This is a genomic window from Pseudomonas flavocrustae, assembly GCF_029872515.1.
In the GTDB taxonomy this organism is placed as follows: domain Bacteria; phylum Pseudomonadota; class Gammaproteobacteria; order Pseudomonadales; family Pseudomonadaceae; genus Chryseomonas; species Chryseomonas aestiva.
Genome location: NZ_JAPDIQ010000009.1, coordinates 1 through 21786, shown reverse-complemented (window position 1 = coordinate 21786; position 21786 = coordinate 1). Strand labels below are relative to the sequence as shown.

The window sequence follows — 21786 nt, the reverse complement described above, 5'->3', positions numbered from 1 at the left end:
TATGTCCCGCTCCGCGCAACTCTTCGACCAAGCCCAGCGCCACATCCCCGGTGGCGTCAACTCGCCGGTCCGCGCCTTCAAGAGCGTCGGCGGCACGCCGCTGTTCTTCAAGCACGCCCAGGGCGCCTACATCGTCGACGAGGATGACAAGCGCTATGTCGACTACGTCGGTTCCTGGGGTCCGATGATCCTCGGCCACAGCCATCCGGACGTGCTCGATGCCGTGCGCCGCCAGCTGGAACACGGCCTCTCCTATGGCGCGCCGACCGCCCTGGAAACCACCATGGCCGACCTCATCTGCGAGATCGTGCCGTCCATGGAAATGGTGCGCATGGTCAGCTCCGGCACCGAGGCCACCATGAGCGCCATCCGCCTGGCGCGCGGCTACACCGGGCGCGACACCATCATCAAGTTCGAGGGCTGCTACCACGGCCACTCCGACAGCCTGCTGGTCAAGGCCGGCTCCGGCGCCCTGACCCTGGGCGTGCCCAGCTCACCCGGCGTCCCGGCGGCCTTCGCGCAGCACACCCTGACCCTGGCCTACAACGACCTGGGCGAAGTGGAAGAAACCCTGGCGAACGTCGGCGACCAGATCGCCTGCATCATCGTCGAGCCGGTGGCCGGCAACATGAACTGCGTACCGCCCGCGCCAGGCTTCCTGGAAGGGCTGCGCCACCTCTGCGACCGCTACGGCGTGGTGCTGATCTTCGACGAGGTCATGACCGGCTTCCGCGTCGCGCTGGGCGGTGCCCAGGCGCACTATGGCATCCGTCCCGACCTGACCACCTTCGGCAAGATCGTTGGCGGCGGCATGCCGGTGGGCTGCTTTGGCGGCAAGCGCGAGATCATGGAAAAGATCGCCCCGCTCGGCCCGGTCTACCAGGCCGGCACCCTGTCGGGCAATCCACTGGCCATGGCCGCCGGCCTCACCACCCTGCAACTGATCCGCCGTCCCGGCTTCCACGCCGAGCTGACCGACTACACCACGCGGATGCTGCAGGGCCTGCAGGACCGCGCCGATGCCGCCGGTGTGCCCTTCGTCACCACCCAGGCGGGCGGGATGTTCGGTCTCTACTTCAGCGGCGCCGAAGACATCGTCACCTTCAGCGATGTCATGGCCAGCGACAGCGAGAGGTTCAAGCGCTTCTTCCACCTGATGCTGGACGGTGGCGTCTACCTGGCGCCCAGCGCCTTCGAAGCCGGCTTCACCTCCATCGCCCACGGCGACGAGGAATTGCGCATCACCCTGGACGCCGCCGAGCGTGCCTTCGCCACCTTCAAGGACTAGGACTCGTCTGACAGGTGTCGTTCGTCTCGCTGGTGGAACCTCTCTGCCCTGCCGGCCTCACACCTAGTTGAGTGGCCGGCGTCACGGGTAAAAAAGTTCCGCCGTTGCGCGTAAAGGTTTTGAAAGCGTGCGTCGGCTTGACCCATAATGAGATGTCGGCGCGTTTCGCCGACCGGGTTCTCCGAACCTGCCTCGCTTGTGGAGGCGCTTCATGCACCGCGCTGGTCGTACCCTGTGCGCAGCCCTGATTCTGATGCCCCTGGCCGCCCTGGCCGGCGGCAATTCGCTGCTCGTCCCCAGCACCAGCCGTTGCAACCTGAATCTGGCCAACGAAGCCCTGGCGCAGGCGATCGCCCGCTGCCAGCAGATCGCCCACGACGGCGATTCCCAGGCGCAGTACGAACTCGGCGACTTCTACTACGAAGGCAAGCAGACACCGAAGGATCTCAACCAGGCGCGTCAGTGGTTCGAGCAGGCCTCGCTCAAGGGCAATGCCGATGCGCAGAATCGCCTTGGCACCATGTTCTTTCGCGGCGAGGGCGTACCGCCCAACAACATCCAGGCCTACATCGTGCTGAAGATGGCCGCCATCAACGGCAACGACGAAGCCATGGATACCGCCGACCTGGTCAGCGCCCAGATGCGCCGTGACGAGCTGGAGATGGCCACCCAGGTGCTGGGCCAGATCTTCCGCGACTATCTGCAGGACATGCAGACCGCGGGCAACCTTAATCCCTTCCAGCCGCCGCAGAACTGACGGCGAGCCCGGCAGAGCCTGTTCAAAGTCTTGCGAGCTAGAGACAAACAAGGCGGAAATGGCTGAGGAAGCGGAGTTTACAAGTAGTAAATGAGCATTCCGAAGCCATTTTCAACGCCATTTGGCCGACGCGCAGCGGACTTTGGGCAGGTTCTCAGGGCTTGTCGGGCATGGGCATGGGAAACGGCATGACGTTGGTGCCGCCCTTGGCCTCGCTGATCTTGGGCTGGCCCAGGCGCTCCACCTCGTCGATGCGGATGATCGAGTGCATGGGCACGAAGCTGCGCACCACGCCTTCGAATTGCGCCTTGAGCTTTTCCTCGCTCGGATCCACCACCACCTGGGTGCGCTCGCCGAACACCAGCTCCTCGATCTCCAGGAAGCCCCAGAGATCGCTCTGGAAGATCTGCTTGGCGTAGATCTCGAAGACCTGGCCCTGGTTGACGAAGATGACCTTGTAGATGGCCGGCTTGCTGGGGGATGAGCTCATGGCGGAGGCGGGTTTCGACGGTGAAAAGAGGGCGGCGAGCATAGCACGCCGGCCTCGACTCCCGTCAGCCGTCGCCTGGGGTTTCCAGCCAGGCCCGCTCGGCGACCAGCGCGCTCACCCAGTCGATGAAGACCCGCAACTTGGCGCTGACGTGACGGTTGGGCGCGAAGGCCAGATACAGCGGCATGGGCGCCACCTGCCAGTCCGCGAACAGCCTGACCAGTTCGCCACGGGCGATGGCCGCCGCCGCCAGGTAATGCGGCAGGCAGACCACCCCGAGGCCGGCCTGCCCCGCCGCCAGGCAGGCGTTGCCGTCGTCCACCTCCAGGCTGTGCCGGCTCTGCAGCTCCAGACGCTCGGCACCTCGTTGCAGGGCGTAGGGAAAGCCCTTGCCCGCCCCCCAGAGAAACCGCACCACCCGGTGTGGCGTCTCGGCCAGCTCGGCGGGATGAACCGGCGTGCCCTGGGTGGCAAGGTAGGCCGGCGCGGCATAGCAACCCAGCCGCAGCGCGCCGAGCTGCCGGGCCACCAGATACTGCTCGCGGATGCGCCCGCCGCGGATCACGCAATCGACGTTGTCGCCGATCAGATCCACCTGGCGATCGCTGACACCCAGCTCCAGCTGGATGTCCGGATAGCGCTGGAAGAAGTCCGGCAGGGCCGGGATCAGGATCAGCCGCGCCAGCGGACTGGGCACGTCCACCCGCAGGCGGCCACGGGGCGTGCGGGTGGCCACCGAAAGCCCCGTCTCGGCATCGTCCACCGCCGCCAGCACGCCCAGGCAGCGGTCGTAATAGGCCGCGCCGTCGGCGGTGACCTGCACCTGCCGGGTGGTGCGATTGAGCAGGCGCACCTGCAGGTGCGCTTCCAGCTGCTGCACCTGCTGGGTGACGCGGGTGCGGCTATGGCCGAGGGTCTCGGCCGCGCGGGTGAAGCTGCCGGCTTCCACCACCCGCACGAAGGTCTGCATCGCGGCGAACAGATCCATGCCGATTCCTGAACAGGGGATTGTTTGGATTGTACAAACAATGCTGACCGCCTGGCCGGGTTTATCCCCTGGCGGACGGCGCCTAAGGTGGCTCCAGCGATCCTTAACGGAGCCCCATCATGACCCGCGACGTCGTCTTTCCCGCCCAGCGCCACGCCCTCTACGAACAGCACCGCTATTCGCCGGCCATCCGTTCCAACGGCTTTCTCTTCGTCTCGGGGCAGGTCGGCAGCCGCGCCGACGGTTCGCCCGAGCCGGAGCTGGAAGACCAGGTCCGCCTGGCCTTCGCCAACCTCGACGCCGTCCTTGCCGCGGCCGGCGCCGCCTTTGCCGACGTGGTGGACGTCACCCTGTTCATGGTCGATGCCGAAGCCAGCTTCGAACGGATCTGGCCGGTGCTGCTGGAGCACTGGGGCACGGCACCCTACCCGACGGTGACCGCGGTCGGCGCCACCTGGCTGGCCGGCTTTCGCTTCGAGATCAAGGTCATCGCCCAGCTGCCGGAGGGCGCTGCCCAGGCCTAGGCCTGGGCAGCGCCCTCCGGGCGGCTCTTCCCCGTGCGGAAGGCCATCATTATAATGCGCGGTCCACTCGCCACCGACTCCCTGCCGCGCATGTCCAAGAAGCTCTATATCGAAACCCATGGCTGCCAGATGAACGAATACGATTCGTCGCGCATGGTCGACCTGCTCGGCGAACGGGAGCCGCTGGAAGTCACCCAGAATCCGGCCGAGGCCGACGTCATCCTGCTCAACACCTGCTCGATCCGCGAGAAGGCGCAGGAAAAGGTGTTTTCCCAGCTCGGTCGCTGGCGCGAACTCAAGCTGGAGAATCCCGACCTGGTGATCGGCGTCGGCGGCTGCGTGGCCAGCCAGGAAGGCGCTGCCATCCGTGACCGCGCCCCCTATGTCGACGTGGTCTTCGGGCCCCAGACCCTGCATCGCCTGCCGGAGATGATCGACGCCGCGCGCACCACCCGGGCGCCCCAGGTGGACATCTCCTTCCCCGAGATCGAGAAGTTCGACCGCCTGCCCGAGCCGCGCATCGACGGACCCAGCGCCTTCGTCTCCATCATGGAAGGCTGCAGCAAGTACTGCACCTTCTGCGTGGTGCCCTATACCCGCGGCGAAGAGGTCAGCCGGCCGCTGGACGACGTCCTCGCCGAGATCATCCACCTCGCCGAGCACGGCGTGCGCGAGGTGACCCTGCTGGGCCAGAACGTCAACGGCTATCGTGGCGCCACCGGCGACGGGCGCATCGCCGACTTCGCCGAGCTGCTCTATGTGGTGGCGGCGGTGGACGGCATCGACCGCATCCGCTACACCACCTCGCACCCGCTGGAATTCTCCGACGCCCTGATCCAGGCCCACGCCGAGATCCCGGAGCTGGTGAAATTCGTCCACCTGCCGGTGCAGGCCGGTTCGGATCGCATCCTGGCGGCCATGAAGCGCAACCACACGGCGCTGGAATACAAGTCGCGCATCCGCCGGCTCAAGGCGGCGGTACCCGACATCTGCATCAGCTCGGACTTCATCGTCGGCTTCCCCGGCGAGACCGAGAAAGACTTCGAACAGACCATGAAACTGATCGAGGACGTCGGTTTCGACTTCTCCTTCTCCTTCATCTACAGCGCCCGCCCCGGCACCCCGGCGGCGGACCTGGTCGACGACACCCCCGACGAGCTCAAGAAGCAGCGCCTGCAGATCCTGCAGACGCGCATCCACCAGCAGGGCTTCGAGATCAGCCGGCGCATGGCCGGCAGCGTCCAGACCATCCTGGTCAGCGATTTCTCCAAACGCGATCCCGGCATGCTGCAGGGTCGCACCGAGAACAACCGCATCGTCAACTTCCGCTGCAGCGATGCCAGCCTGATCGGCCAGTTCGTCCAGGTGCACATCGACGAGGCCCTGCCGCACTCCCTGCGCGGCACCCTGCTGGCCCCCGTCGCCAGCGGTGCGCGCCCGCCCGTCGCCGTCGCGCTGGCCTGATGGATGGTCGCACGCGCCCTTTGCCAAGGGCGCGACGCAGGTTACTCTCAAGCTACGTCAAGATTTCGTAAAGCCAATCCAAAGGGTTTCCCAGCACACCTTGAATACCCCCCAGACGCTCCAGCATTTCACCCTCGAACCCTTCGATGCCGACCGTTTCGCCAACCTGTGCGGCCAGCTCGATGAAAATCTGCGCCAGCTCGAACGCCGCCTCGGCATCGAGATCCGCAATCGCGGCAACCAGTTCGAACTGGTCGGCGATCCCGAGCGCACCCGCGCGGCCCAGAACCTCCTGCAGCGCCTCTATCGCGAGACCGCCAGCGGCACCGCGGTGGCCCCGGAACTGGTCCACCTCTATCTGCAGGAATCCGGCCTGGAAGCCCTCCAGGAAGAGCACCGCAGCGGTGGCGACACCAGCGTGGCCCTGCGCACCAAGAAGGGCATGATCCGCCCGCGTGGCGCCAACCAGCAGCGCTACGTCAAGTCGATCCTCGATCACGACATCAATTTCGGCATAGGCCCGGCCGGTACCGGCAAGACCTATCTGGCCGTGGCCTGCGCCGTGGACGCCCTGGAGCGCGAGCAGATCCGTCGCATCCTGCTGGTGCGCCCGGCGGTGGAAGCCGGCGAGAAGCTCGGCTTCCTGCCCGGCGACCTGGCGCAGAAGATCGACCCCTACCTGCGCCCGCTGTACGACGCCCTCTACGAGATGCTCGGCTTCGAGCAGGTGGCCAAGCTCATCGAGCGCCAGGTCATCGAGGTCGCGCCGCTGGCCTACATGCGCGGCCGCACCCTCAACAATAGCTTCATCATTCTCGACGAAAGTCAGAACACCACCCTCGAGCAGATGAAGATGTTCCTGACCCGGATCGGCTTCGGCTCCACCGCGGTGATCACCGGTGACGTCACCCAGGTCGACCTGCCGCGTGGTACCAAGTCGGGCCTCAAGCACGTCATCGAGGTCCTCCGCGACGTGCCCGGCATCGGCTTCACCCACTTCGAATCCAAGGACGTGGTGCGCCACCCGCTGGTACAGCGCATCGTCGAGGCCTACGACCGCTTCGAGGCGCTGCAGGACAGGCCGCGTGCTCAGGGAGAGGATCGCCATGGCGATTGAGCTGGACGTCCAGGTCGCCAGCGAGGCGGCCGACCTCCCCGAGGAGCCGGACTTACGCCGCTGGTGTGAACTGGCCCTGCGCGCCCGCCAGGGCGACTCGGAACTCACCATCCGCCTGGTGGACGAAGACGAAGGCCGCGAGCTGAATCGCACCTGGCGGCACAAGGACTACGCCACCAACGTGCTGTCCTTTCCGGCCGACGTGCCGGACGAATTCCTCGACATCCCCCTGCTCGGCGATCTGGTGATCTGCGCCCCCGTGGTTGCGCGCGAGGCCGCCGAGCAAGGCAAGCCCGCCGCGGCGCACTGGGCGCACCTGGTCATCCACGGCTGCCTGCACCTGCTCGGCTACGATCATCTGGACGATGACGAAGCCGAGGAGATGGAAGAACTGGAACGCCAATTGCTCGCTGAACTGGGCTACCCCGATCCCTACGGTGAATGACAGACACATGAACGAAGATCGATCAGGCACTGGGCATCGTTCCTGGCTGGAACGCATCGTCCAGGCCTTTGCCCATGAACCCAAGAGTCGCCAGGAACTGCTGGAACTGCTGCGCGAGGCGCATGAGAACAAGGTGCTCGACAGCGAAGTGCTGTCCATCGTCGAGGGCGCCATCTCGGTGGCCGACCTGCAGGTGCGCGACATCATGGTGCCGCGCTCGCAGATCATCAGCATCCGCGCCCAGCAGACCCCGGCGGAATTCCTGCCGGCGGTGATCGAGGCGGCGCATTCCCGCTATCCGGTGATCGGCGACGGCCCCGACGACGTGCTCGGCCTGCTGCTGGCCAAGGACCTGCTGCCGCTGCTGCTGGACCAGGCGCGGGTCTTCGACTTCAAGACGGCCTTGCGCCCGGCCACCTTCGTGCCCGAGTCCAAGCGCCTCAACGTGCTGCTGCGGGAATTTCGCTCGACCCACAGCCACATGGCCATCGTGGTGGACGAATACGGCGGCGTCGCCGGCCTGGTGACCATCGAGGACGTGCTGGAACAGATCGTCGGCGAGATCGAGGACGAGCACGACGTGGAGGAAGAGAGCTTCATCAAGTCGTTGCCCAACGGCGACTTCGTGGTCAAGGCGCTCACCCCCATAGAGACGCTCAACGAGACCCTGGAGACCCGTTTCGCCGATGCCGAGGCCGACACCGCCGGTGGCCTGGTGATGAATCGCCTGGGTCACCTGCCCAAGCGCAACGAGGAAACGGTGATCGACGACTTCCGCTTCCGCGTGCTCAACGCCGACGGCCGCCGCATCCACCTCCTGCGCGTCACCCCGGTCAACCGCTAGCCGCTCTTGCCCCCTCTCCCTCCGGGAGAGAGCTGGGTTGAGCGCAGCGAAGCCCAACAGGCCTTGCTTCGAGGTCGATACTGTTGGGCTTCGACGAGGGAGCCGTCTCAACCCAACCTACGGGACGCTCGCGCCGCGACAAGCTCCATCCCCCTCTCCAACTGCGATCCAGCTCGCTCCCCCGCACGCGCCTTTGGCACTCCCTCGCGGCGACGAGTAAGCTTGCGCAGCCTCGATCGGACCAAGGATTTTCGATGCGCTGGATCTCTCAACCCGGCTGGAAGGGCAACCTTCTGGCGCTCTTCGCCGGTGCCCTTACGCCCCTGGCGCTGGCCCCCTTCAACATCTGGCCGCTGGCACTGCTGTCCGCCGGCCTCTTCTACCTGGGCCTCAAGGGGCTCGGTGCCTGGCGCGCCCTGCTGCGCGGCTGGTGCTACGGCTTCGGCGCCTTTCTCGCCGGCACCAGCTGGATCTACGTCAGCATCCACACCTACGGTGCCGCGCCGGTGCCCCTGGCGCTCTTTCTCACCGTGGGCTTCTGCGCCGGCATCGCCCTGTTCTTCGCCCTGCCCGCCGGGCTCTGGGCACTGTGCCTGAGACGCAACCAGGCGCCCCTGGGCGACGCCCTGACCTTTGCCGGCCTGTGGTTCGCCCTGGAGCTGTTCCGCAGCTGGGCGCTCACCGGCTTTCCCTGGCTGCTGCTGGGTTACAGCCAGCTCAGCGGCCCCCTGCAGGGCCTGGCACCCCTGGGCGGCGTCTGGCTGATCTCGGCCGCGCTGGCCTTTACCGCGGCGCTGCTGGTCAACGCCCCACGCCTGATCATGCGGCCGCTCGCCCTGGTCGCGAGCCTGGTGCTGGTGGCCCTGCCCTGGGTCGCCGGCGATGTCTTCAAGGGCCAGGTCTGGACCCAACCCGCGGGTGCGCCGCTCAAGGTCGCCGGGGTCCAGGGCAACATCGCCCAGGAACTCAAGTGGAATCCCGACCACGCCCGCGCCACCCTGGCGCTCTATCGCGACCGCACCGCCGAGCAAGGCGATGCCGACCTGGTGGTCTGGCCGGAAAACGCCATTCCCGTGCTGCGCGAATACGTCAGTGACTTCCTCGCCGCCGAAGGTGCCCAGGTGGCCGCCCATGGCGGCGCCCTGGTAACCGGCCTGCCCGCCCGCGAACGCGACGCCGACGGCGATTCGCGTTACTTCAACAGCATCACCGCGGTCGGCAATGGCGCTGGCACCTACTACAAGCAGAAGCTGGTGCCCTTCGGCGAATACGTGCCGCTGCAGGAATACCTGCGTGGCCTGATCGGCTTCTTCGATCTGCCCATGTCCGACTTCGTCCGCGGTCCCGAGCAGCAGGAGCCACTGCTGGTGAAGGGCTATCGCGTGGCGCCATACATCTGCTACGAGGTGGTCTATCCGGAATTCGTCGCCAGCATGGCGGCCCAGAGTCAGCTGCTGCTCACCATCAGCAACGACACCTGGTTCGGCAAGTCCATCGGTCCGCAGCAGCACCTGCAGATGGCGCAGATGCGTGCCTTGGAAAGCGGTCGCTGGCTGGTACGGGTCACCAACGATGGCATCACCGCCCTGGTCGACCCTTTCGGTCGCATCAGCCGGCAGATCCCGGCCTTCCAGGTCGGCGTGCTACAGGGCAGCGTGGTACCCATGGATGGCCTGACGCCCTATCTGCACTACCGTCTCTGGCCGCTGGCGATCTTTTCCGCCCTGGTGCTGCTGTGGGGCCTGCTGCTGCGTCGGCAGGATCGTGCGGAAGAGGCACCGCTGGTGGTCACCCAGAGCTAGGCGAGCACTAGCGATAGGCGAGCGGATAGAGCAGCAGCCCGGCGGCCTCGTTGAGCAACTGGGCGGTCTGCTCGACCGCCTTGGCTTCCGGCAGCCAGCCACCGAAGGGCCGGGCATTGGCGACACCGATGAAGCCCATGGGCGCGGCCACCACCTGCAGGCCCTGCCGTTCGAAACACCAGCGCGAACGAGCCATGTGATAGGCCTGGGTCACCAGCACCACCCGTTTCACCCCGGCCTCGCGCAGCAGCGGCGCACTCAGGGTGGCGTTTTCCCAGGTGGTGCGACTGGCGCCTTCCTGCCAGCGCACCGGCACGCCCAGGTCGCGCTCCATCACCTCGGTCATCAGCGCCGCCTCGCTCAGTGGGCGGTCATGGGGCGAGCCCCCGGTGATCAGCACCGGCAGGCCGCTGGCTTTGGCCAGCCGCGCCGCATAGCGCAGCCGCTCCACGGCCAGATGGCTGGCGGCATCGCCCGCCCAGCCCGGATCGTCCACTTCGCGACCGGCACCCAGCACCACGATGGCGTCGGCCTGCTGGGCAAGCGTCGCCCAGCGCGCCTCAGGCAGCGCGGCATCGCGCTCCAGCAGGCGCCCACCCGTCTCCACCACGACCGGCAGGGTGCTGGCCCAGAGGCCCAGCAGACCACCCAGAAAACAGGCCAGGCCCAGGCGCGGATAACGCCGGCGCAACCACCAGCCCAGTAGCAGGAGCAGCAGCAGGCCGCCCGGTGGCAGCAGCAGTTGCTTGAAGAAATAGCGCAGACCCATGGTCCCTCCGGTCGGGGGCGACCTCCGGGTCGCGGCGGCGCCTAGTGTAGGGGAGCGCCAACCGGGGCAGAAGAACCCTCGACCTGCAGTTGTCGACCCTGACACTGGGTACAGAAGGCCCCCGCCGGCTGGACCCGGCCACAGCCCAGGCAACAGGCCAGGGCGGCATCGGCTGCCTGATGGCGCGCCAGCCAGCGCTTGACCAGCGCATATTCGGCCGGACTCAGGCCCTGCACCTCGACTTCCCCGTTGGCACTGTCATAGAGGCGTTCCTGGGTCACCGCCTCATCCAGCGCCAGCGCCAGGCGCCGTTGCAGGCGTACGTCGACGGGCAGCTTTTCGGACTCGCGTCGAAACTTTCCCATGATGGCGATCATCCTCCCGGGTAATTGAACGGACGTTTGAACAGCCTAGTACGGCCCTTCCAACCCTGCCTCCCCCAGAGTGCGAAACAAGCGGCGGACCGGGACATTTCCCCGCGCTCGGGGGGTCATGTATGCTTGGCGGCTCGATCAAACGCCTCTGCAGCCCCCGACACGCCCATGCACGAACACTATCAGCCCCGCGAAATAGAAGCCGCCGCCCAGTCCTTCTGGGACCAGAATCTGTCCTTCAAGGCCACCATGCGCCCGGGCCAGGAGAAGTTCTACTGCCTGTCGATGTTCCCCTACCCCAGCGGCAAGCTGCACATGGGGCACGTGCGCAACTACACCATCGGTGACGTCATTGCCCGCTACCAGCGGATGCTGGGCAAGAACGTCCTGCAGCCCATGGGCTGGGACGCCTTCGGCATGCCCGCGGAAAACGCCGCCATGAAGAACGGCGTGGCCCCGGCCAAGTGGACCTACGAGAACATCGCCTACATGAAGTCCCAGCTGCAGAGCCTGGGCCTGGCGATCGACTGGTCCCGCGAGGTCACCACCTGCAAGCCCGACTACTATCGCTGGGAGCAGTGGCTGTTCACCCAGCTGTTCGAGAAGGGCATCATCTATCGCAAGAACGGTACGGTGAACTGGGACCCGGTGGACCAGACCGTACTGGCCAACGAGCAGGTCATCGACGGCCGCGGCTGGCGCAGTGGTGCGCTGATCGAGAAGCGCGAGATCCCCATGTACTACTTCCGCATCACCGACTATGCGGAAGAGTTGCTGACCTCCCTCGACGGCCTGCCCGGCTGGCCCGAGCAGGTTAAGACCATGCAGCGCAACTGGATCGGCAAGTCCCGCGGCATGGAGGTGCAATTCCCCTATGACCAGGACAGCATCGGCGCCGAAGGCACCCTGAAGGTCTTCACCACCCGCCCCGACACCCTGCTCGGCGCCACCTATGTCGCCGTGGCCGCCGAACACCCGCTGGCCACCCAGGCCGCCCAGGGCAACGCCGAGCTGCAGGCCTTCATCGACGAGTGCAAGCGCGGCGGCGTCGCCGAAGCCGACATCGCCACCCAGGAGAAGAAGGGCCTGGACACCGGCCTGTTCGTCCGCCATCCGCTGACCGACGCGCGCCTGCCGGTGTGGGTCGCCAACTATGTGCTGATGCACTACGGCGATGGCGCAGTCATGGCCGTGCCCGGTCACGACGAGCGTGACTTCGAATTCGCCAACAAGTACCAGTTGCCCATCGTCCAGGTGGTGGATACCGCAGAGGCCACTCGCGTGCTGGCCAATCCGGACGACTTCAGCCCCGCGGAATACGAGCGCTACCAGTTCGACCCGGTGCAGTGGAAGGACTGGTACGGCAGCAAGGAAGGCTTCCTGATCAATTCCGGCGCCTATGACAACCTCGCCTACGACGCCGCCTTCGACGCCATCGGCGCCGATCTGCAGGCCAAGGGCCTGGGTCAGCCGCGCACCCAGTTCCGCCTGCGCGACTGGGGCATCAGCCGCCAGCGCTACTGGGGCTGCCCGATCCCGATCATCCATGGTGACGACGGCATCGACATCCCGGTCCCGGCCGACCTGCTGCCGGTGGTGCTGCCCGAGGACGTGGTGCCGGACGGCGCCGGCTCGCCCCTGGCGCGCATGCCGGAATTCTACGAGACCGTCGATCCGCGCAACGGCCAGCCGGCCCGTCGCGAGACCGACACCATGGACACCTTCGTCGAAAGCTCCTGGTACTTCGCCCGCTATGCCTCGCCGAACTTCACCGGCGGCATGCTGGACAAGGAAGAAGCCAACTACTGGCTGCCCGTCGACCAGTACATCGGCGGCATCGAGCACGCCATCCTGCACCTGCTCTATTCGCGCTTCTTCCACAAGCTGATGCGCGACCAGGGCCTGATCGACTCCGACGAGCCCTTCGAGAATCTGCTGACCCAGGGCATGGTGGTGGCCGAGACCTACTACCGCACCCTGCCCAACGGCAGCAAGGACTGGTTCAACCCGGCCGATGTCGAGGTGGAGCGCGATGCCAAGGCCAAGGTGATCGGCGCGCGCCTGAAGAGCGACGGCCAGCCGGTGGAAATCGGCGGCGTCGAGAAGATGTCCAAGTCGAAGAACAACGGCGTCGATCCCCAGGCGATGATCGACCAGTACGGCGCCGACACCTGCCGGCTGTTCATGATGTTCGCCTCGCCGCCGGACATGAGTCTGGAATGGTCCGATTCCGGCGTCGAGGGCGCGAGCCGCTTCCTGCGCCGCGTCTGGCGTCTGGCCCAGGCCCACGTCACCCAGGGCCTGCCGAGCGCCGGCGCCCTCGGCGAGCTGTCACCGGCCCAGAAGGAGGTGCGTCGCGCCATCCACCTGGCCATCCGCCAGGCCAGCCAGGATATCGGTCAGCACCACAAGTTCAACACCGCCATCGCCGCGGTCATGACCCTGATGAACGTGCTGGAAAAGGCCGCCCAGGACAGCGACACCGATCGCCGTCTGCTGCAGGAGGGCCTGGAGGCCGTCACCCTGCTGCTGGCCCCCATCACCCCGCACATCGCCCACGGTCTCTGGCAGCAGCTGGGCCACAGCGATGCGGTCATCGACGCCCGCTGGCCGCAGGTGGACGAAAGCGCCCTGGTGCAGGACAGTCTGCAGATCGTCATCCAGGTGAACGGCAAGCTGCGCGGCCAGATCGAAGTACCGGCCGATGCCAGCCGCGAGGCCATCGAGGCCGCCGCCCGCGCCAACGAGAACGTGGCACGCTTCACCGAGGGCCTGACCATCCGCAAGGTGGTCGTGGTCCCGGGTAAACTGGTCAACATCGTCGCCAACTAAGACACGCGAACGGAGCAGACAACAGATGAAGAAACGGATTCTCCCCGGCCTTGCGGTAGTCGGCCTGGCGACCCTGCTGACCGCCTGCGGCTTCCAGCTGCGTGGCACCGGCGAAACCCGCCTGACCGTGAACGAGCTGAACCTGACGGCGCGCGACGCCTATGGCCAGACCGTCAAGGACGTGCGCGACATGCTCGAGGACGCCCATGTGCGGATCAGCTCGGGCGCGCCCTACACCCTGGATCTGGGCGGCGAAGCCCAGAGCGAGCGCACCGCCAGCTACACCAGCGGCGCCCGCAGTGCCGAGGTCGAGCTGACCACCCGTCAGCCCTATACCATCGTCGGCAAGAACCAGGCGGTGCTGGTCAGCGACTACCTGGAAACCCAGCGCTACTACGTGACCGACCAGAACAACATCGTCGGTTCCGAGCAGCAGAAGGACCAGCTGCGTCGCGAGATGCGCCGCGAACTGGTGCAGCAGCTGGCCGCCCGCCTGCAGGCCCTGACACCGGAGCGCCTGGAGAAGCTGCAGCGCGACGCCGATGCCCGTGCCGCCGCCAAGGCCGACGCCGACCGCCGTGCCCGCGAGTCCGCCCCGCCGCAGCAGTCGCCGATCGACATCCCCACCCCCGCGCGCTAAGCGCCGCACCCGGAGCCGCAAGGCTCCGGTTTGCCATTCCGGTTCAGCATGAAACTCAACGCCAACCAGCTCGGTAAGCAGCTCCAGGGCTCGCTGGCCGCCGTCTATGCGGTCAGTGGCGATGAGCCCCTGCTCTGCCAGGAAGCCAGCGACGCCATTCGCGGCGCGGCTCGCGCCCAGGCCTTCGACGAGCGCGAGGTCTTCGACGTCGATGCCGGCTTCGACTGGGGCCGCCTCTACGAGGCCGGCGCCAGCCTTTCCCTGTTTGCCCAGAAACGCATCCTCGAATTGCGCCTGCCCACCGGCAAGCCCGGCGACAAGGGCTCCGCCGCCCTGCTCGACTACCTCGCCCGCCCGGCCGAGGACACTCTGCTGCTGATCAGCCTGCCGCGCCTGGACGCCGCCGCGCAGAAGACCAAGTGGGCCAAGGCCCTGCTGGAGCACCCGCAGGCGCAATTCGTGCAGATCTGGCCGGTGGAACTGGCGCAGTTACCGCAGTGGATCAACCAGCGCCTGTCGCGCCTGGGGCTGGCCGCCACCCCCGAAGCCGTCGAGCTGATCGCCGAGCGGGTGGAAGGCAACCTGCTGGCCGCGGCGCAGGAGATCGAAAAGCTCCGCCTGCTCATCGAAGGCTCCCAGGTGGATGCCGAGACCGTACGCGCCTCGGTGGCCGACAGTGCCCGCTACGACGTCTTCGGCCTGCTGGACGCCGCCCTGGCCGGCGATGCGGAGCACGCCCTGCGCATTCTCGAAGGCCTGCGCGGCGAAGGCGTGGAAGCAGCCGTGGTGCTCTGGGCCCTGGCCCGGGAACTGCGCCTGCTGGCCAACCTGGCCCATCTGCAGGAAAGCGGCACGCCGCTGGAACGCGCCTTCACTCAGGTCAAGCCACCGGTATGGGACAAGCGTCGTCCACTGGTCAGCCGCGCCCTGCAGCGCCAGGGTGCCCGCCGACTGGAAGCCCTGCTGCGCGAGGCCCAGGTCGCCGACGAACAGATCAAGGGCCAGGCGCCCGGCGAGGTCTGGCTGACCCTGGCCAGCCTGGCGCTGACGCTCGCCGGCAAGCGACTGACCCTGCCCAGGTCCTAGCGCTGGCGGGCCTGGTAATTCACGGCCCTTGCAATAGACTGGCGCGTCCCCATCAAGGGGGAACCCCCATCACTCGGAGCCCGCACCATGGCCAAGAAATACAGCCGCGGCCCCAACAAGGCCAAGGTCCTCGTCAGCGATCCCCGTTATCGCGCCCGCCAGGAAAAGCCCGCCAAGGGCAAAGGCAGCTACCGCCGCGAAGCCTTCTCGTTGCAAGACGAGAAGGCTTCGGTCTTTCTGGCCGCCTGAAAGCCGCGTGCAGACGCCTGACAGACGTCGGGACCCGGGCCGTGCTAAGGTGAGCCTTCCTGCCTAGACGTCCGGTGGAGACAGATGCAATTCGGGAAAACCCGCGGATTCAAGACCGGCGGCCTCCTCGCCGGAACCCTGGTCACCCTGCTGACCGCCGCCCTGGCCGCCTGCGCCCAGACTCCGACGACGCCCACCGCGGCGCCCTCTTCGCCCTCCTCGTCCAAACCCGCACCCGCGGCGAACGCCCCCGCTTCGGCGGCCGAGGCCATGCCGCAACCGGAGGAAAGCTTCGAGCAGTGGCGTAGCCGTTTCCGCGCCCTGGCCCTGGGCCGGGGCATATCCGCCGCCACCTTCGACCAGGCCTTCATTGGCGTGCAACCCGACCCGGCGGTGATCGCCGCCGATCGCAGCCAGCCGGAATTCACCAAGCCGGTCTGGGAATACCTGGAATCCGCCGTCTCGCCTCTGCGGGTGCGCAATGGCAAGAGTCTGCTGATCCAGCAGGCCGGGCTGCTGGCCTCCCTGGAAGCCCGCTACGGCATCGAGCCGGCGCGCCTGGTCGCCTTCTGGGGCATGGAGAGCAACTACGGCAACAACATGGGTAACAAGGGCGTCATCCGCTCCCTGGCCACCCTCGCCTACGAAGGTCGCCGCCCGGACTTCGCCCAGGACCAGCTCATCGCCGCCCTCGGCATCCTGCAGCACGGTGACGTCACCGCCGACCGCATGATCGGCTCCTGGGCCGGCGCCATGGGCCAGACCCAGTTCATCCCCACCACCTACGACCAGTACGCGGTGGACTTCGACGGCGACGGTCGCCGCGACATCTGGGGCTCCACCGCCGATGCCCTGGCCTCCACCGCCAATTACCTCAAGGCCTCCGGCTGGCAGGACGGCAAGCCCTGGGGCTACGAGGTCCGGGTGCCGGCCAACTTCGACTACAGTCTGGCCGACATGGGCGTACGCAAGAGCCTGGCCGAGTGGAACGCCCTGGGCATCCAGGGCCTCGGCCTGCCGCAACCGGCCGCCCAGCCGAGCGACAGCGCTTCGCTGCTGCTGCCCGCCGGCCATCGCGGCCCGGCCTTCCTGGTGTTCAACAATTTCCGCACCATCCTCAAGTACAACAACTCCAGCTCCTATGCCCTGGGCGTGGCGCTGCTCTCGGAGCGCTATCGCGACGCCGGCCAGATCGCCGGCAGCTGGCCCACCGACGATCTGCCGCTGAGCCGCAGCGAGCGCGTCGAACTGCAGCAGCGCCTGGCCGCGCTGGGTCTGGATCCGGGCAGCGCCGACGGCATCATCGGCGCCAACACCCGCAAGGCCATTCGCGCCTATCAGCAATCCCAGGGCTGGCCCGCCGACGGCTATCCCAACCATCAGCTGCTGGACAAACTGCGCGGCTGACGCCCGCTGGCGACCCGTATCTCAACCGAGATCGGGTCGCCGATCAGCGCGCTTCGACACCCTCCCTTCCGGTCTCCACCAGCACCTCCAGCAAGGCTGCCGCCGCCGGCGACAGCTCGTTGCCGTCCCGGCAGCCCACCACCAGTTCGCGACGCGCCCAGGCATCGCGCAGCGGGTGGCTGACCAGCGCCACGCTCGGTCCTGCCCGGACCAGACTGGCGGCCGGCAGGATCGCCAGGCCCAAGCCGCGGGCGACCAGAGCGCAGGCCTGGATCGGACTCGGTACCCGAATGCGGATCGCCAGCTCCCGGCCCCACTGCGCCGCCTGGGCTTCCACATGGAGCTGCAGGGCATTGCCGCGAGACAGGCCGACGAAGGGCTGCTCGAGCAGTCGCGCGAAATCGACCGCCTCCCCATCCGGCAAAGGCAGGCTACCCGGCGCAGCGACCAGCACCAGGGGATCGTCGCGAAAGGGCCGAATCTGCAGATCCTCCAAACCCGGCGCCGCCACGAAGATTCCCAGGTCGGCGCGACCTTCGCGGAGCGCCAGCACTATGCGTGAGCTGGGCAGCTCCTCGACCTCCACGTCCACCCTGGGCTGCGCCTGGAGAAAAGCGGCCAGGGGGTCATCCAGATGCTCCATCACCGCGGCGCCGTTGCCCAACAGCCGCACCCGTGTCCGGCTGTCCGCCACCGCGCCAGCCAGGTCCTGGTCCATTTCCTCCAGCCGCGACAGGATCGCCCGGGCATGGCGCTCCAGGGTCACGCCAGCCGGCGTGGGGCGTACGCCACGCGCGTGGCGGATCAGCAGCAGCGTTCCCAGGCTGTCTTCCAGGGCCTTGATGCGGCCACTGGCGGAAGGCAGCGCCAGGTGGCTCCGTTCGGCGCCCAGGGTGATGCTGCGCGCTGCCACGACGTGGAGAAACAGACGCAGGTCGAGCAGGTCGTAGCGCATCGCCGGAGAGCCTCTGTGCCGACCGTAGGCAGCCTTCGTCAATCCCGGCTTCTCACCTGCGGTCCTGAAATCCATGGTAACGCCTCTACCCGAGGAGGCGACCATGACCCTGCTGCTCTGTACCCTGATTTTCGTGCTCGCCGGTCTGACCAAGGGCGTGCTGGGCCTGGGCCTGCCCACCGTCGCCATGAGTCTGCTGGCCCTGCTGATGACGCCAGCCGAAGCCGCCGCCCTGCTGCTGATCCCCTCCCTGCTCACCAATGTCTGGCAATTCTGCGCCGGTCCTTCGCCCCGGCAGACGTTCAAACGCCTGTTGCCGCTGCAACTGGCCCTGGTGCCGAGCACCCTGCTCAGCATCCCGCTGCTGACCGGGAGCGATGGTACCGGACTCGCCGCCGCGCTCGGTGCGGTGCTGGTCGCCTACGGCCTGATCGGCTGGACGGGCTGGCGCCTGCCCGCGCCCGGTCGTCATGAAGGGAAGGTCGCTCCGCTGGTGGGTTTAGTCACGGGTCTGATCACCGGCATGACCGGCGTCTTCGTGCTGCCGGCGGTGCCCTATCTGCAGAGTCTGGCGCTGGACAAGGAACAGCTGATCGAGGCCCTGGGGCTGAGCTTTACCGTCGCCACCCTGGCCCTGCTGGTGGGCCTCTGGTGGCAGAACGGACTGGCGGTCGAGCGCCTGGGTACTTCCAGCCTGTTGCTGCTCCCGGCCCTCCTGGGCATGGGACTGGGCCAGCGCGTGCGTCAGCGTCTCGATGAGCGCCTGTTCCGCCGGCTGTTCTTTGCTGGATTGCTGCTATTGGGAGCCTACGCCGTCCTGCATTATCTGCTGCGCCTGGGCTATCTTGGCTGAATCCGTCACAGTGCTGTCAGGTACAGCCGGTGTAGGCTGCACCTTCGACGGGCAGCAGGGTCTATGGGCGTAATTGAAGGGTCGCCGTGCCACGGCGCCCCTTCGACCCGGCCTTGTGCCTGACCGCTGCCTCTTTCCGACGTATACAGGACGCTTTCATGACGCTCGCTCCCAACGCAGGACGCCTCCCCGACGAGAATACCCTGACCCACCTGCCGCGCCTGGTGGCACGCTACTACAGCGATCGCCCCGATCCCAGCGATCCGGGTCAGCAGGTCGCCTTTGGCACCTCCGGGCACCGCGGTTCCTCGCTGAAGGGCAGCTTCAACGAATGGCACATCCTCGCCATCACCCAGGCCATCTGCGAATACCGTAAGGCCCAGGGCGTCGACGGCCCGCTGTTTATGGGCATGGACACCCATGCGCTGTCCGAGCCGGCCTTCATCTCCGCCCTGGAAGTGCTCGCCGCCAACGGCGTGGAAGTGCGCATCGACGCCGGCTGCGCCGAGACCAACGGCGAGCCGGGCTATACGCCCACCCCGGCGCTGTCCAACGCCATCCTCGAATACAACGCCGGCCGCAGCTCGGGCCTGGCCGATGGCATCGTCATCACCCCGTCGCACAATCCGCCGGCCGACGGCGGCTTCAAGTACAACCCCACCAATGGCGGCCCGGCCGACACCAACGTCACCAAGAGTATTCAGGACCGCGCCAATGCCCTGCTGGTGGCCGGTCTCGACGGCGTCAGGCGGATGGATTACCGCCAGGCACTCAAGGCGGCCACCACCCATAAGTTCGACTTCCTCGACAGCTATGTCGGCGGCCTGGGCCAGGTCATCGACCTGGATGCCATCCGCGGCTCCGGGCTGACCTTTGGCGTCGATCCCCTCGGCGGCGCCGGGGTGCACTACTGGCCGCGCATCGCCGAGCGCTATGGCCTGCCGCTGGAGGTGCTGTCCACCCGCGTCGACCAGACCTTCCGCTTCATGCGCCTGGACTGGGACGGCAAGATCCGCATGGACTGCAGCTCGCCCCACGCCATGGCCGGCCTGATCGAGAACAAGGACAGATTCGACGTCTCCTTCGCCTGCGACACCGACCATGACCGTCACGGCATCATCGCCCGCTCGGTGGGCCTGCTCAATCCCAACCACTACCTGGCGGTGGCCATCGAATACCTCTTCACCCACCGTCCGCAGTGGAGCCCGCAGGCCGGCATCGGCAAGACCCTGGTGTCCTCTTCGATGATCGACCGCGTCGCCAAGGGCATCGGCCGCCAGGTGGTGGAAGTGCCGGTAGGCTTCAAGTGGTTCGTCGACGGCCTGCTGGACGGCAGCCTGGGCTTCGGCGGCGAGGAATCCGCCGGCGCGTCCTTCCTGCGCAAGGCCGGCGGCGCCTGGTCCACCGACAAGGACGGCCTCATCCTCGGCCTGCTGGCCGCGGAGATCACCGCCGTGACCGGCAAGGACCCGGGCGAGCGCTACCAGGCCCTGACCGAACGCTTCGGCGCCCCGGTCTACCAGCGCATCGACGCCGCCGCCGACCGCGAGCAGAAGGCCCGCCTCGGCAAGCTGTCCGCTGCCCAGGTCACCGCCAAGGAGCTGGCCGGCCAGCCGATCACCGCCATCCTTACCGAGGCGCCCGGCAACGGCGCCGCCATCGGTGGCCTCAAGGTGGTCACCGAGAACGGCTGGTTCGCCGCCCGTCCTTCGGGTACCGAGGACGTCTACAAGATCTACGCCGAGAGCTTCGAGGGCGAAGCCCACCTGGGTCGCATCCAGGAAGAAGCCAAGGCGCTGGTGGATGGCGTGCTGCGCGGCTGACGGCGCGCGCCCTCACCCCAACCCTCTCCCCAAGGAGAGGGCGCTGAGAACGGATTGGCGGGGGTGAAGGTGTCTATCCACAAAAAATGGCAGCCCGTGGCTGCCCTTTTCCATTGCGACGCAAGGATCAGCTGATCTTCTTGGCGCCGTGCGCCTGCTGGTCGGCATGGTACGAGGAACGCACCAGCGGACCCGAGGCCACGTTCTTGAAGCCCATCCTGGCGCCTTCCTCGGCAAACCAGGCGAAGGTATCCGGATGGACGAAACGCTGCACCGGCAGGTGGTTGCGCGAAGGCTGCAGGTACTGGCCGAGGGTCAGCATGTCGATCTCGTGCTCGCGCATGCGCTGCATGACCTCGATGACTTCCTCGTCAGTCTCGCCCAGGCCCAGCATCAGGCCGGACTTGGTCGGCACGTGGGGCACGCGCTTCTTGAAGTTCTGCAGCAGGTCCAGCGACCACTCGAAGTCCGAACCCGGGCGCGCCGCCTTGTACAGGCGCGGCACGGTCTCCAGGTTGTGGTTGAAGACATCCGGCGGCTCCTGCTCGGTGATGGCCAGGGCGACGTCCATGCGACCGCGATAGTCCGGCACCAGGGTCTCCAGCTGGATGCCGGGGGTCAGCTTGCGGATCTCGCGCAGGCAGTCGACGAAGTGCTGGGCACCGCCGTCGCGCAGGTCGTCGCGGTCCACCGAGGTGATGACCACGTACTTCAGACCCAGGTCGGCGATGGCCACCGCCAGGTTCTTCGGCTCGTCCACGTCCAGCGGCTTCGGTCGGCCATGGCCGACGTCGCAGAAGGGGCAGCGACGGGTGCAGATGTCACCCATGATCATGAAGGTGGCGGTGCCACCGGAGAAGCACTCGCCCAGGTTGGGGCAGGAGGCCTCTTCGCAGACACTGTGCAGCTTGTGCTTGCGCAGCAGCTGCTTGATGCGCTCGACCTCGGGGGTGACCGGGATGCGCACGCGGATCCAGTCCGGCTTGCGCGGCAGCTCCTCGGTGGGAATGATCTTTACCGGGATGCGTGCGACCTTTTCGGCGCCGCGCAGCTTGACGCCGGCTTCCACCTTGCTGGGG

The 21786-nt window shown here is 67.1% G+C and carries 21 protein-coding genes; 15 read left to right on the top strand and 6 right to left on the bottom strand.

The window, feature by feature from the left end:
* Position 1 precedes the first annotated feature (1 nt).
* Positions 2–1288 carry a glutamate-1-semialdehyde 2,1-aminomutase gene (gene hemL / locus OMP44_RS18885; RefSeq protein ID WP_263259734.1) on the top strand — a complete coding sequence of 429 codons (1287 nt, stop codon included), beginning with the start codon at positions 2–4 and terminating at the stop codon, positions 1286–1288.
* Between the two features lie 211 nt (positions 1289–1499).
* Positions 1500–2045, top strand: a complete 546-nt coding sequence (locus OMP44_RS18880; RefSeq protein WP_187978604.1) for a tetratricopeptide repeat protein — start codon at positions 1500–1502, stop codon at positions 2043–2045.
* Between the two features lie 154 nt (positions 2046–2199).
* On the opposite strand, the gene OMP44_RS18875 is transcribed toward OMP44_RS18880, so the two are convergent.
* Together OMP44_RS18875 and OMP44_RS18870 are read right to left on the bottom strand one after the other, a co-directional pair.
* Positions 2200–2535: a DUF1820 family protein gene (locus OMP44_RS18875; RefSeq protein ID WP_007159644.1), complete on the bottom strand. Its 336-nt coding sequence runs from the start codon at positions 2533–2535 to the stop codon at positions 2200–2202.
* Between the two features lie 64 nt (positions 2536–2599).
* Positions 2600–3523 carry a LysR family transcriptional regulator gene (locus OMP44_RS18870; protein ID WP_280310389.1) on the bottom strand — a complete coding sequence of 308 codons (924 nt, stop codon included), beginning with the start codon at positions 3521–3523 and terminating at the stop codon, positions 2600–2602.
* Between the two features lie 119 nt (positions 3524–3642).
* Between OMP44_RS18870 and OMP44_RS18865 the strand changes: the two genes are divergently transcribed.
* The 6 genes from OMP44_RS18865 to lnt all read left to right on the top strand — a co-directional run bounded on the left by OMP44_RS18865 (position 3643) and on the right by lnt (position 9719).
* Positions 3643–4047, top strand: a complete 405-nt coding sequence (locus tag OMP44_RS18865) for a Rid family hydrolase (protein WP_280310386.1) — start codon at positions 3643–3645, stop codon at positions 4045–4047.
* A 90-nt stretch (positions 4048–4137) separates the two neighbouring features.
* On the top strand, positions 4138–5511 hold the full coding sequence (gene miaB / locus OMP44_RS18860; protein ID WP_093251001.1) for a tRNA (N6-isopentenyl adenosine(37)-C2)-methylthiotransferase MiaB: 1374 nt from the start codon (positions 4138–4140) through the stop codon (positions 5509–5511).
* 100 nt (positions 5512–5611) lie between these two features.
* Complete coding sequence (locus tag OMP44_RS18855; protein ID WP_273862712.1) at positions 5612–6628, top strand: PhoH family protein; 1017 nt, start codon at positions 5612–5614, stop codon at positions 6626–6628.
* Positions 6618–7073 carry an rRNA maturation RNase YbeY gene (gene ybeY, locus OMP44_RS18850; RefSeq protein ID WP_158896205.1) on the top strand — a complete coding sequence of 152 codons (456 nt, stop codon included), beginning with the start codon at positions 6618–6620 and terminating at the stop codon, positions 7071–7073. Before OMP44_RS18855 ends, ybeY begins: the two co-directional genes overlap by 11 nt.
* Before the next feature lie 7 nt (positions 7074–7080).
* Entirely contained in the window at positions 7081–7917 is an 837-nt protein-coding gene (locus tag OMP44_RS18845) for a CorC family transporter (RefSeq protein WP_133859960.1), read from the top strand.
* A 254-nt stretch (positions 7918–8171) separates the two neighbouring features.
* Positions 8172–9719 carry an apolipoprotein N-acyltransferase gene (lnt, locus tag OMP44_RS18840; protein ID WP_280310382.1) on the top strand — a complete coding sequence of 516 codons (1548 nt, stop codon included), beginning with the start codon at positions 8172–8174 and terminating at the stop codon, positions 9717–9719.
* 7 nt (positions 9720–9726) lie between these two features.
* Here the strand turns inward: lnt and OMP44_RS18835 are convergent, their stop codons facing one another.
* Positions 9727–10488, bottom strand: a complete 762-nt coding sequence (locus OMP44_RS18835) for a YdcF family protein (RefSeq protein ID WP_158896199.1) — start codon at positions 10486–10488, stop codon at positions 9727–9729.
* 41 nt (positions 10489–10529) lie between these two features.
* Complete coding sequence (locus tag OMP44_RS18830; RefSeq protein ID WP_273862714.1) at positions 10530–10853, bottom strand: hypothetical protein; 324 nt, start codon at positions 10851–10853, stop codon at positions 10530–10532.
* Positions 10854–11030: 177 nt separating this feature from the next.
* On the opposite strand from OMP44_RS18830, the gene leuS reads away from it, so the two are divergent.
* The 5 genes from leuS to OMP44_RS18805 all read left to right on the top strand — a co-directional run bounded on the left by leuS (position 11031) and on the right by OMP44_RS18805 (position 17076).
* Positions 11031–13694 carry a leucine--tRNA ligase gene (leuS, locus tag OMP44_RS18825; protein WP_187978600.1) on the top strand — a complete coding sequence of 888 codons (2664 nt, stop codon included), beginning with the start codon at positions 11031–11033 and terminating at the stop codon, positions 13692–13694.
* 25 nt (positions 13695–13719) lie between these two features.
* On the top strand, positions 13720–14334 hold the full coding sequence (locus OMP44_RS18820; protein WP_133859965.1) for an LPS-assembly lipoprotein LptE: 615 nt from the start codon (positions 13720–13722) through the stop codon (positions 14332–14334).
* Positions 14335–14382: 48 nt separating this feature from the next.
* Positions 14383–15420 (top strand): DNA polymerase III subunit delta, encoded by a 1038-nt coding sequence (holA, locus tag OMP44_RS18815; RefSeq protein WP_187978598.1) that lies wholly within the window; start codon positions 14383–14385, stop codon positions 15418–15420.
* 87 nt (positions 15421–15507) lie between these two features.
* The gene (arfA, locus tag OMP44_RS18810) at positions 15508–15669 is read left to right on the top strand and encodes an alternative ribosome rescue factor ArfA (protein ID WP_007159657.1); all 162 of its coding nucleotides are present in this window, start codon (positions 15508–15510) and stop codon (positions 15667–15669) included.
* An 84-nt stretch (positions 15670–15753) separates the two neighbouring features.
* Positions 15754–17076, top strand: coding sequence for a lytic murein transglycosylase (locus OMP44_RS18805; RefSeq protein ID WP_280310358.1), 1323 nt, complete (start codon positions 15754–15756; stop codon positions 17074–17076).
* Positions 17077–17119: 43 nt separating this feature from the next.
* On the opposite strand, the gene OMP44_RS18800 is transcribed toward OMP44_RS18805, so the two are convergent.
* Positions 17120–18031, bottom strand: a complete 912-nt coding sequence (locus tag OMP44_RS18800; protein ID WP_280310356.1) for a LysR family transcriptional regulator — start codon at positions 18029–18031, stop codon at positions 17120–17122.
* A gap of 103 nt (positions 18032–18134) precedes the next feature.
* Here OMP44_RS18800 and OMP44_RS18795 point away from each other — a divergent pair, with 103 nt between their 5' ends.
* Both OMP44_RS18795 and pgm read left to right on the top strand, forming a co-directional pair.
* Complete coding sequence (locus OMP44_RS18795) at positions 18135–18884, top strand: sulfite exporter TauE/SafE family protein (protein ID WP_280310354.1); 750 nt, start codon at positions 18135–18137, stop codon at positions 18882–18884.
* A 158-nt stretch (positions 18885–19042) separates the two neighbouring features.
* Complete coding sequence (gene pgm / locus OMP44_RS18790) at positions 19043–20707, top strand: phosphoglucomutase (alpha-D-glucose-1,6-bisphosphate-dependent) (RefSeq protein ID WP_280310352.1); 1665 nt, start codon at positions 19043–19045, stop codon at positions 20705–20707.
* Between the two features lie 127 nt (positions 20708–20834).
* Here pgm and lipA read toward each other — a convergent pair.
* Positions 20835–21786: lipoyl synthase (gene lipA / locus OMP44_RS18785; RefSeq protein ID WP_431312663.1), on the bottom strand; the 952-nt coding region annotated here is incomplete at its 5' end.

What these genes read in the sequence shown, in the direction of transcription:
- leuS (WP_187978600.1), top strand. Translation starts at nt 11,031, where the DNA reads ATGCACGAACACTATCAGCCCCGCGAAATAGAAGCCGCCGCCCAGTCC.
- OMP44_RS18795 (WP_280310354.1), top strand. Translation starts at nt 18,135, where the DNA reads ATGACCCTGCTGCTCTGTACCCTGATTTTCGTGCTCGCCGGTCTGACC.
- OMP44_RS18820 (WP_133859965.1), top strand. Translation starts at nt 13,720, where the DNA reads ATGAAGAAACGGATTCTCCCCGGCCTTGCGGTAGTCGGCCTGGCGACC.
- OMP44_RS18805 (WP_280310358.1), top strand. Translation starts at nt 15,754, where the DNA reads ATGCAATTCGGGAAAACCCGCGGATTCAAGACCGGCGGCCTCCTCGCC.
- arfA (WP_007159657.1), top strand. Translation starts at nt 15,508, where the DNA reads ATGGCCAAGAAATACAGCCGCGGCCCCAACAAGGCCAAGGTCCTCGTC.
- OMP44_RS18870 (WP_280310389.1), bottom strand. Translation starts at nt 3,523, where the DNA reads ATGGATCTGTTCGCCGCGATGCAGACCTTCGTGCGGGTGGTGGAAGCC.
- lnt (WP_280310382.1), top strand. Translation starts at nt 8,172, where the DNA reads ATGCGCTGGATCTCTCAACCCGGCTGGAAGGGCAACCTTCTGGCGCTC.
- ybeY (WP_158896205.1), top strand. Translation starts at nt 6,618, where the DNA reads ATGGCGATTGAGCTGGACGTCCAGGTCGCCAGCGAGGCGGCCGACCTC.
- miaB (WP_093251001.1), top strand. Translation starts at nt 4,138, where the DNA reads ATGTCCAAGAAGCTCTATATCGAAACCCATGGCTGCCAGATGAACGAA.
- OMP44_RS18880 (WP_187978604.1), top strand. Translation starts at nt 1,500, where the DNA reads ATGCACCGCGCTGGTCGTACCCTGTGCGCAGCCCTGATTCTGATGCCC.
- OMP44_RS18800 (WP_280310356.1), bottom strand. Translation starts at nt 18,031, where the DNA reads ATGCGCTACGACCTGCTCGACCTGCGTCTGTTTCTCCACGTCGTGGCA.
- OMP44_RS18845 (WP_133859960.1), top strand. Translation starts at nt 7,081, where the DNA reads ATGAACGAAGATCGATCAGGCACTGGGCATCGTTCCTGGCTGGAACGC.
- OMP44_RS18835 (WP_158896199.1), bottom strand. Translation starts at nt 10,488, where the DNA reads ATGGGTCTGCGCTATTTCTTCAAGCAACTGCTGCTGCCACCGGGCGGC.
- hemL (WP_263259734.1), top strand. Translation starts at nt 2, where the DNA reads ATGTCCCGCTCCGCGCAACTCTTCGACCAAGCCCAGCGCCACATCCCC.
- OMP44_RS18875 (WP_007159644.1), bottom strand. Translation starts at nt 2,535, where the DNA reads ATGAGCTCATCCCCCAGCAAGCCGGCCATCTACAAGGTCATCTTCGTC.
- OMP44_RS18830 (WP_273862714.1), bottom strand. Translation starts at nt 10,853, where the DNA reads ATGGGAAAGTTTCGACGCGAGTCCGAAAAGCTGCCCGTCGACGTACGC.
- OMP44_RS18865 (WP_280310386.1), top strand. Translation starts at nt 3,643, where the DNA reads ATGACCCGCGACGTCGTCTTTCCCGCCCAGCGCCACGCCCTCTACGAA.
- holA (WP_187978598.1), top strand. Translation starts at nt 14,383, where the DNA reads ATGAAACTCAACGCCAACCAGCTCGGTAAGCAGCTCCAGGGCTCGCTG.
- pgm (WP_280310352.1), top strand. Translation starts at nt 19,043, where the DNA reads ATGACGCTCGCTCCCAACGCAGGACGCCTCCCCGACGAGAATACCCTG.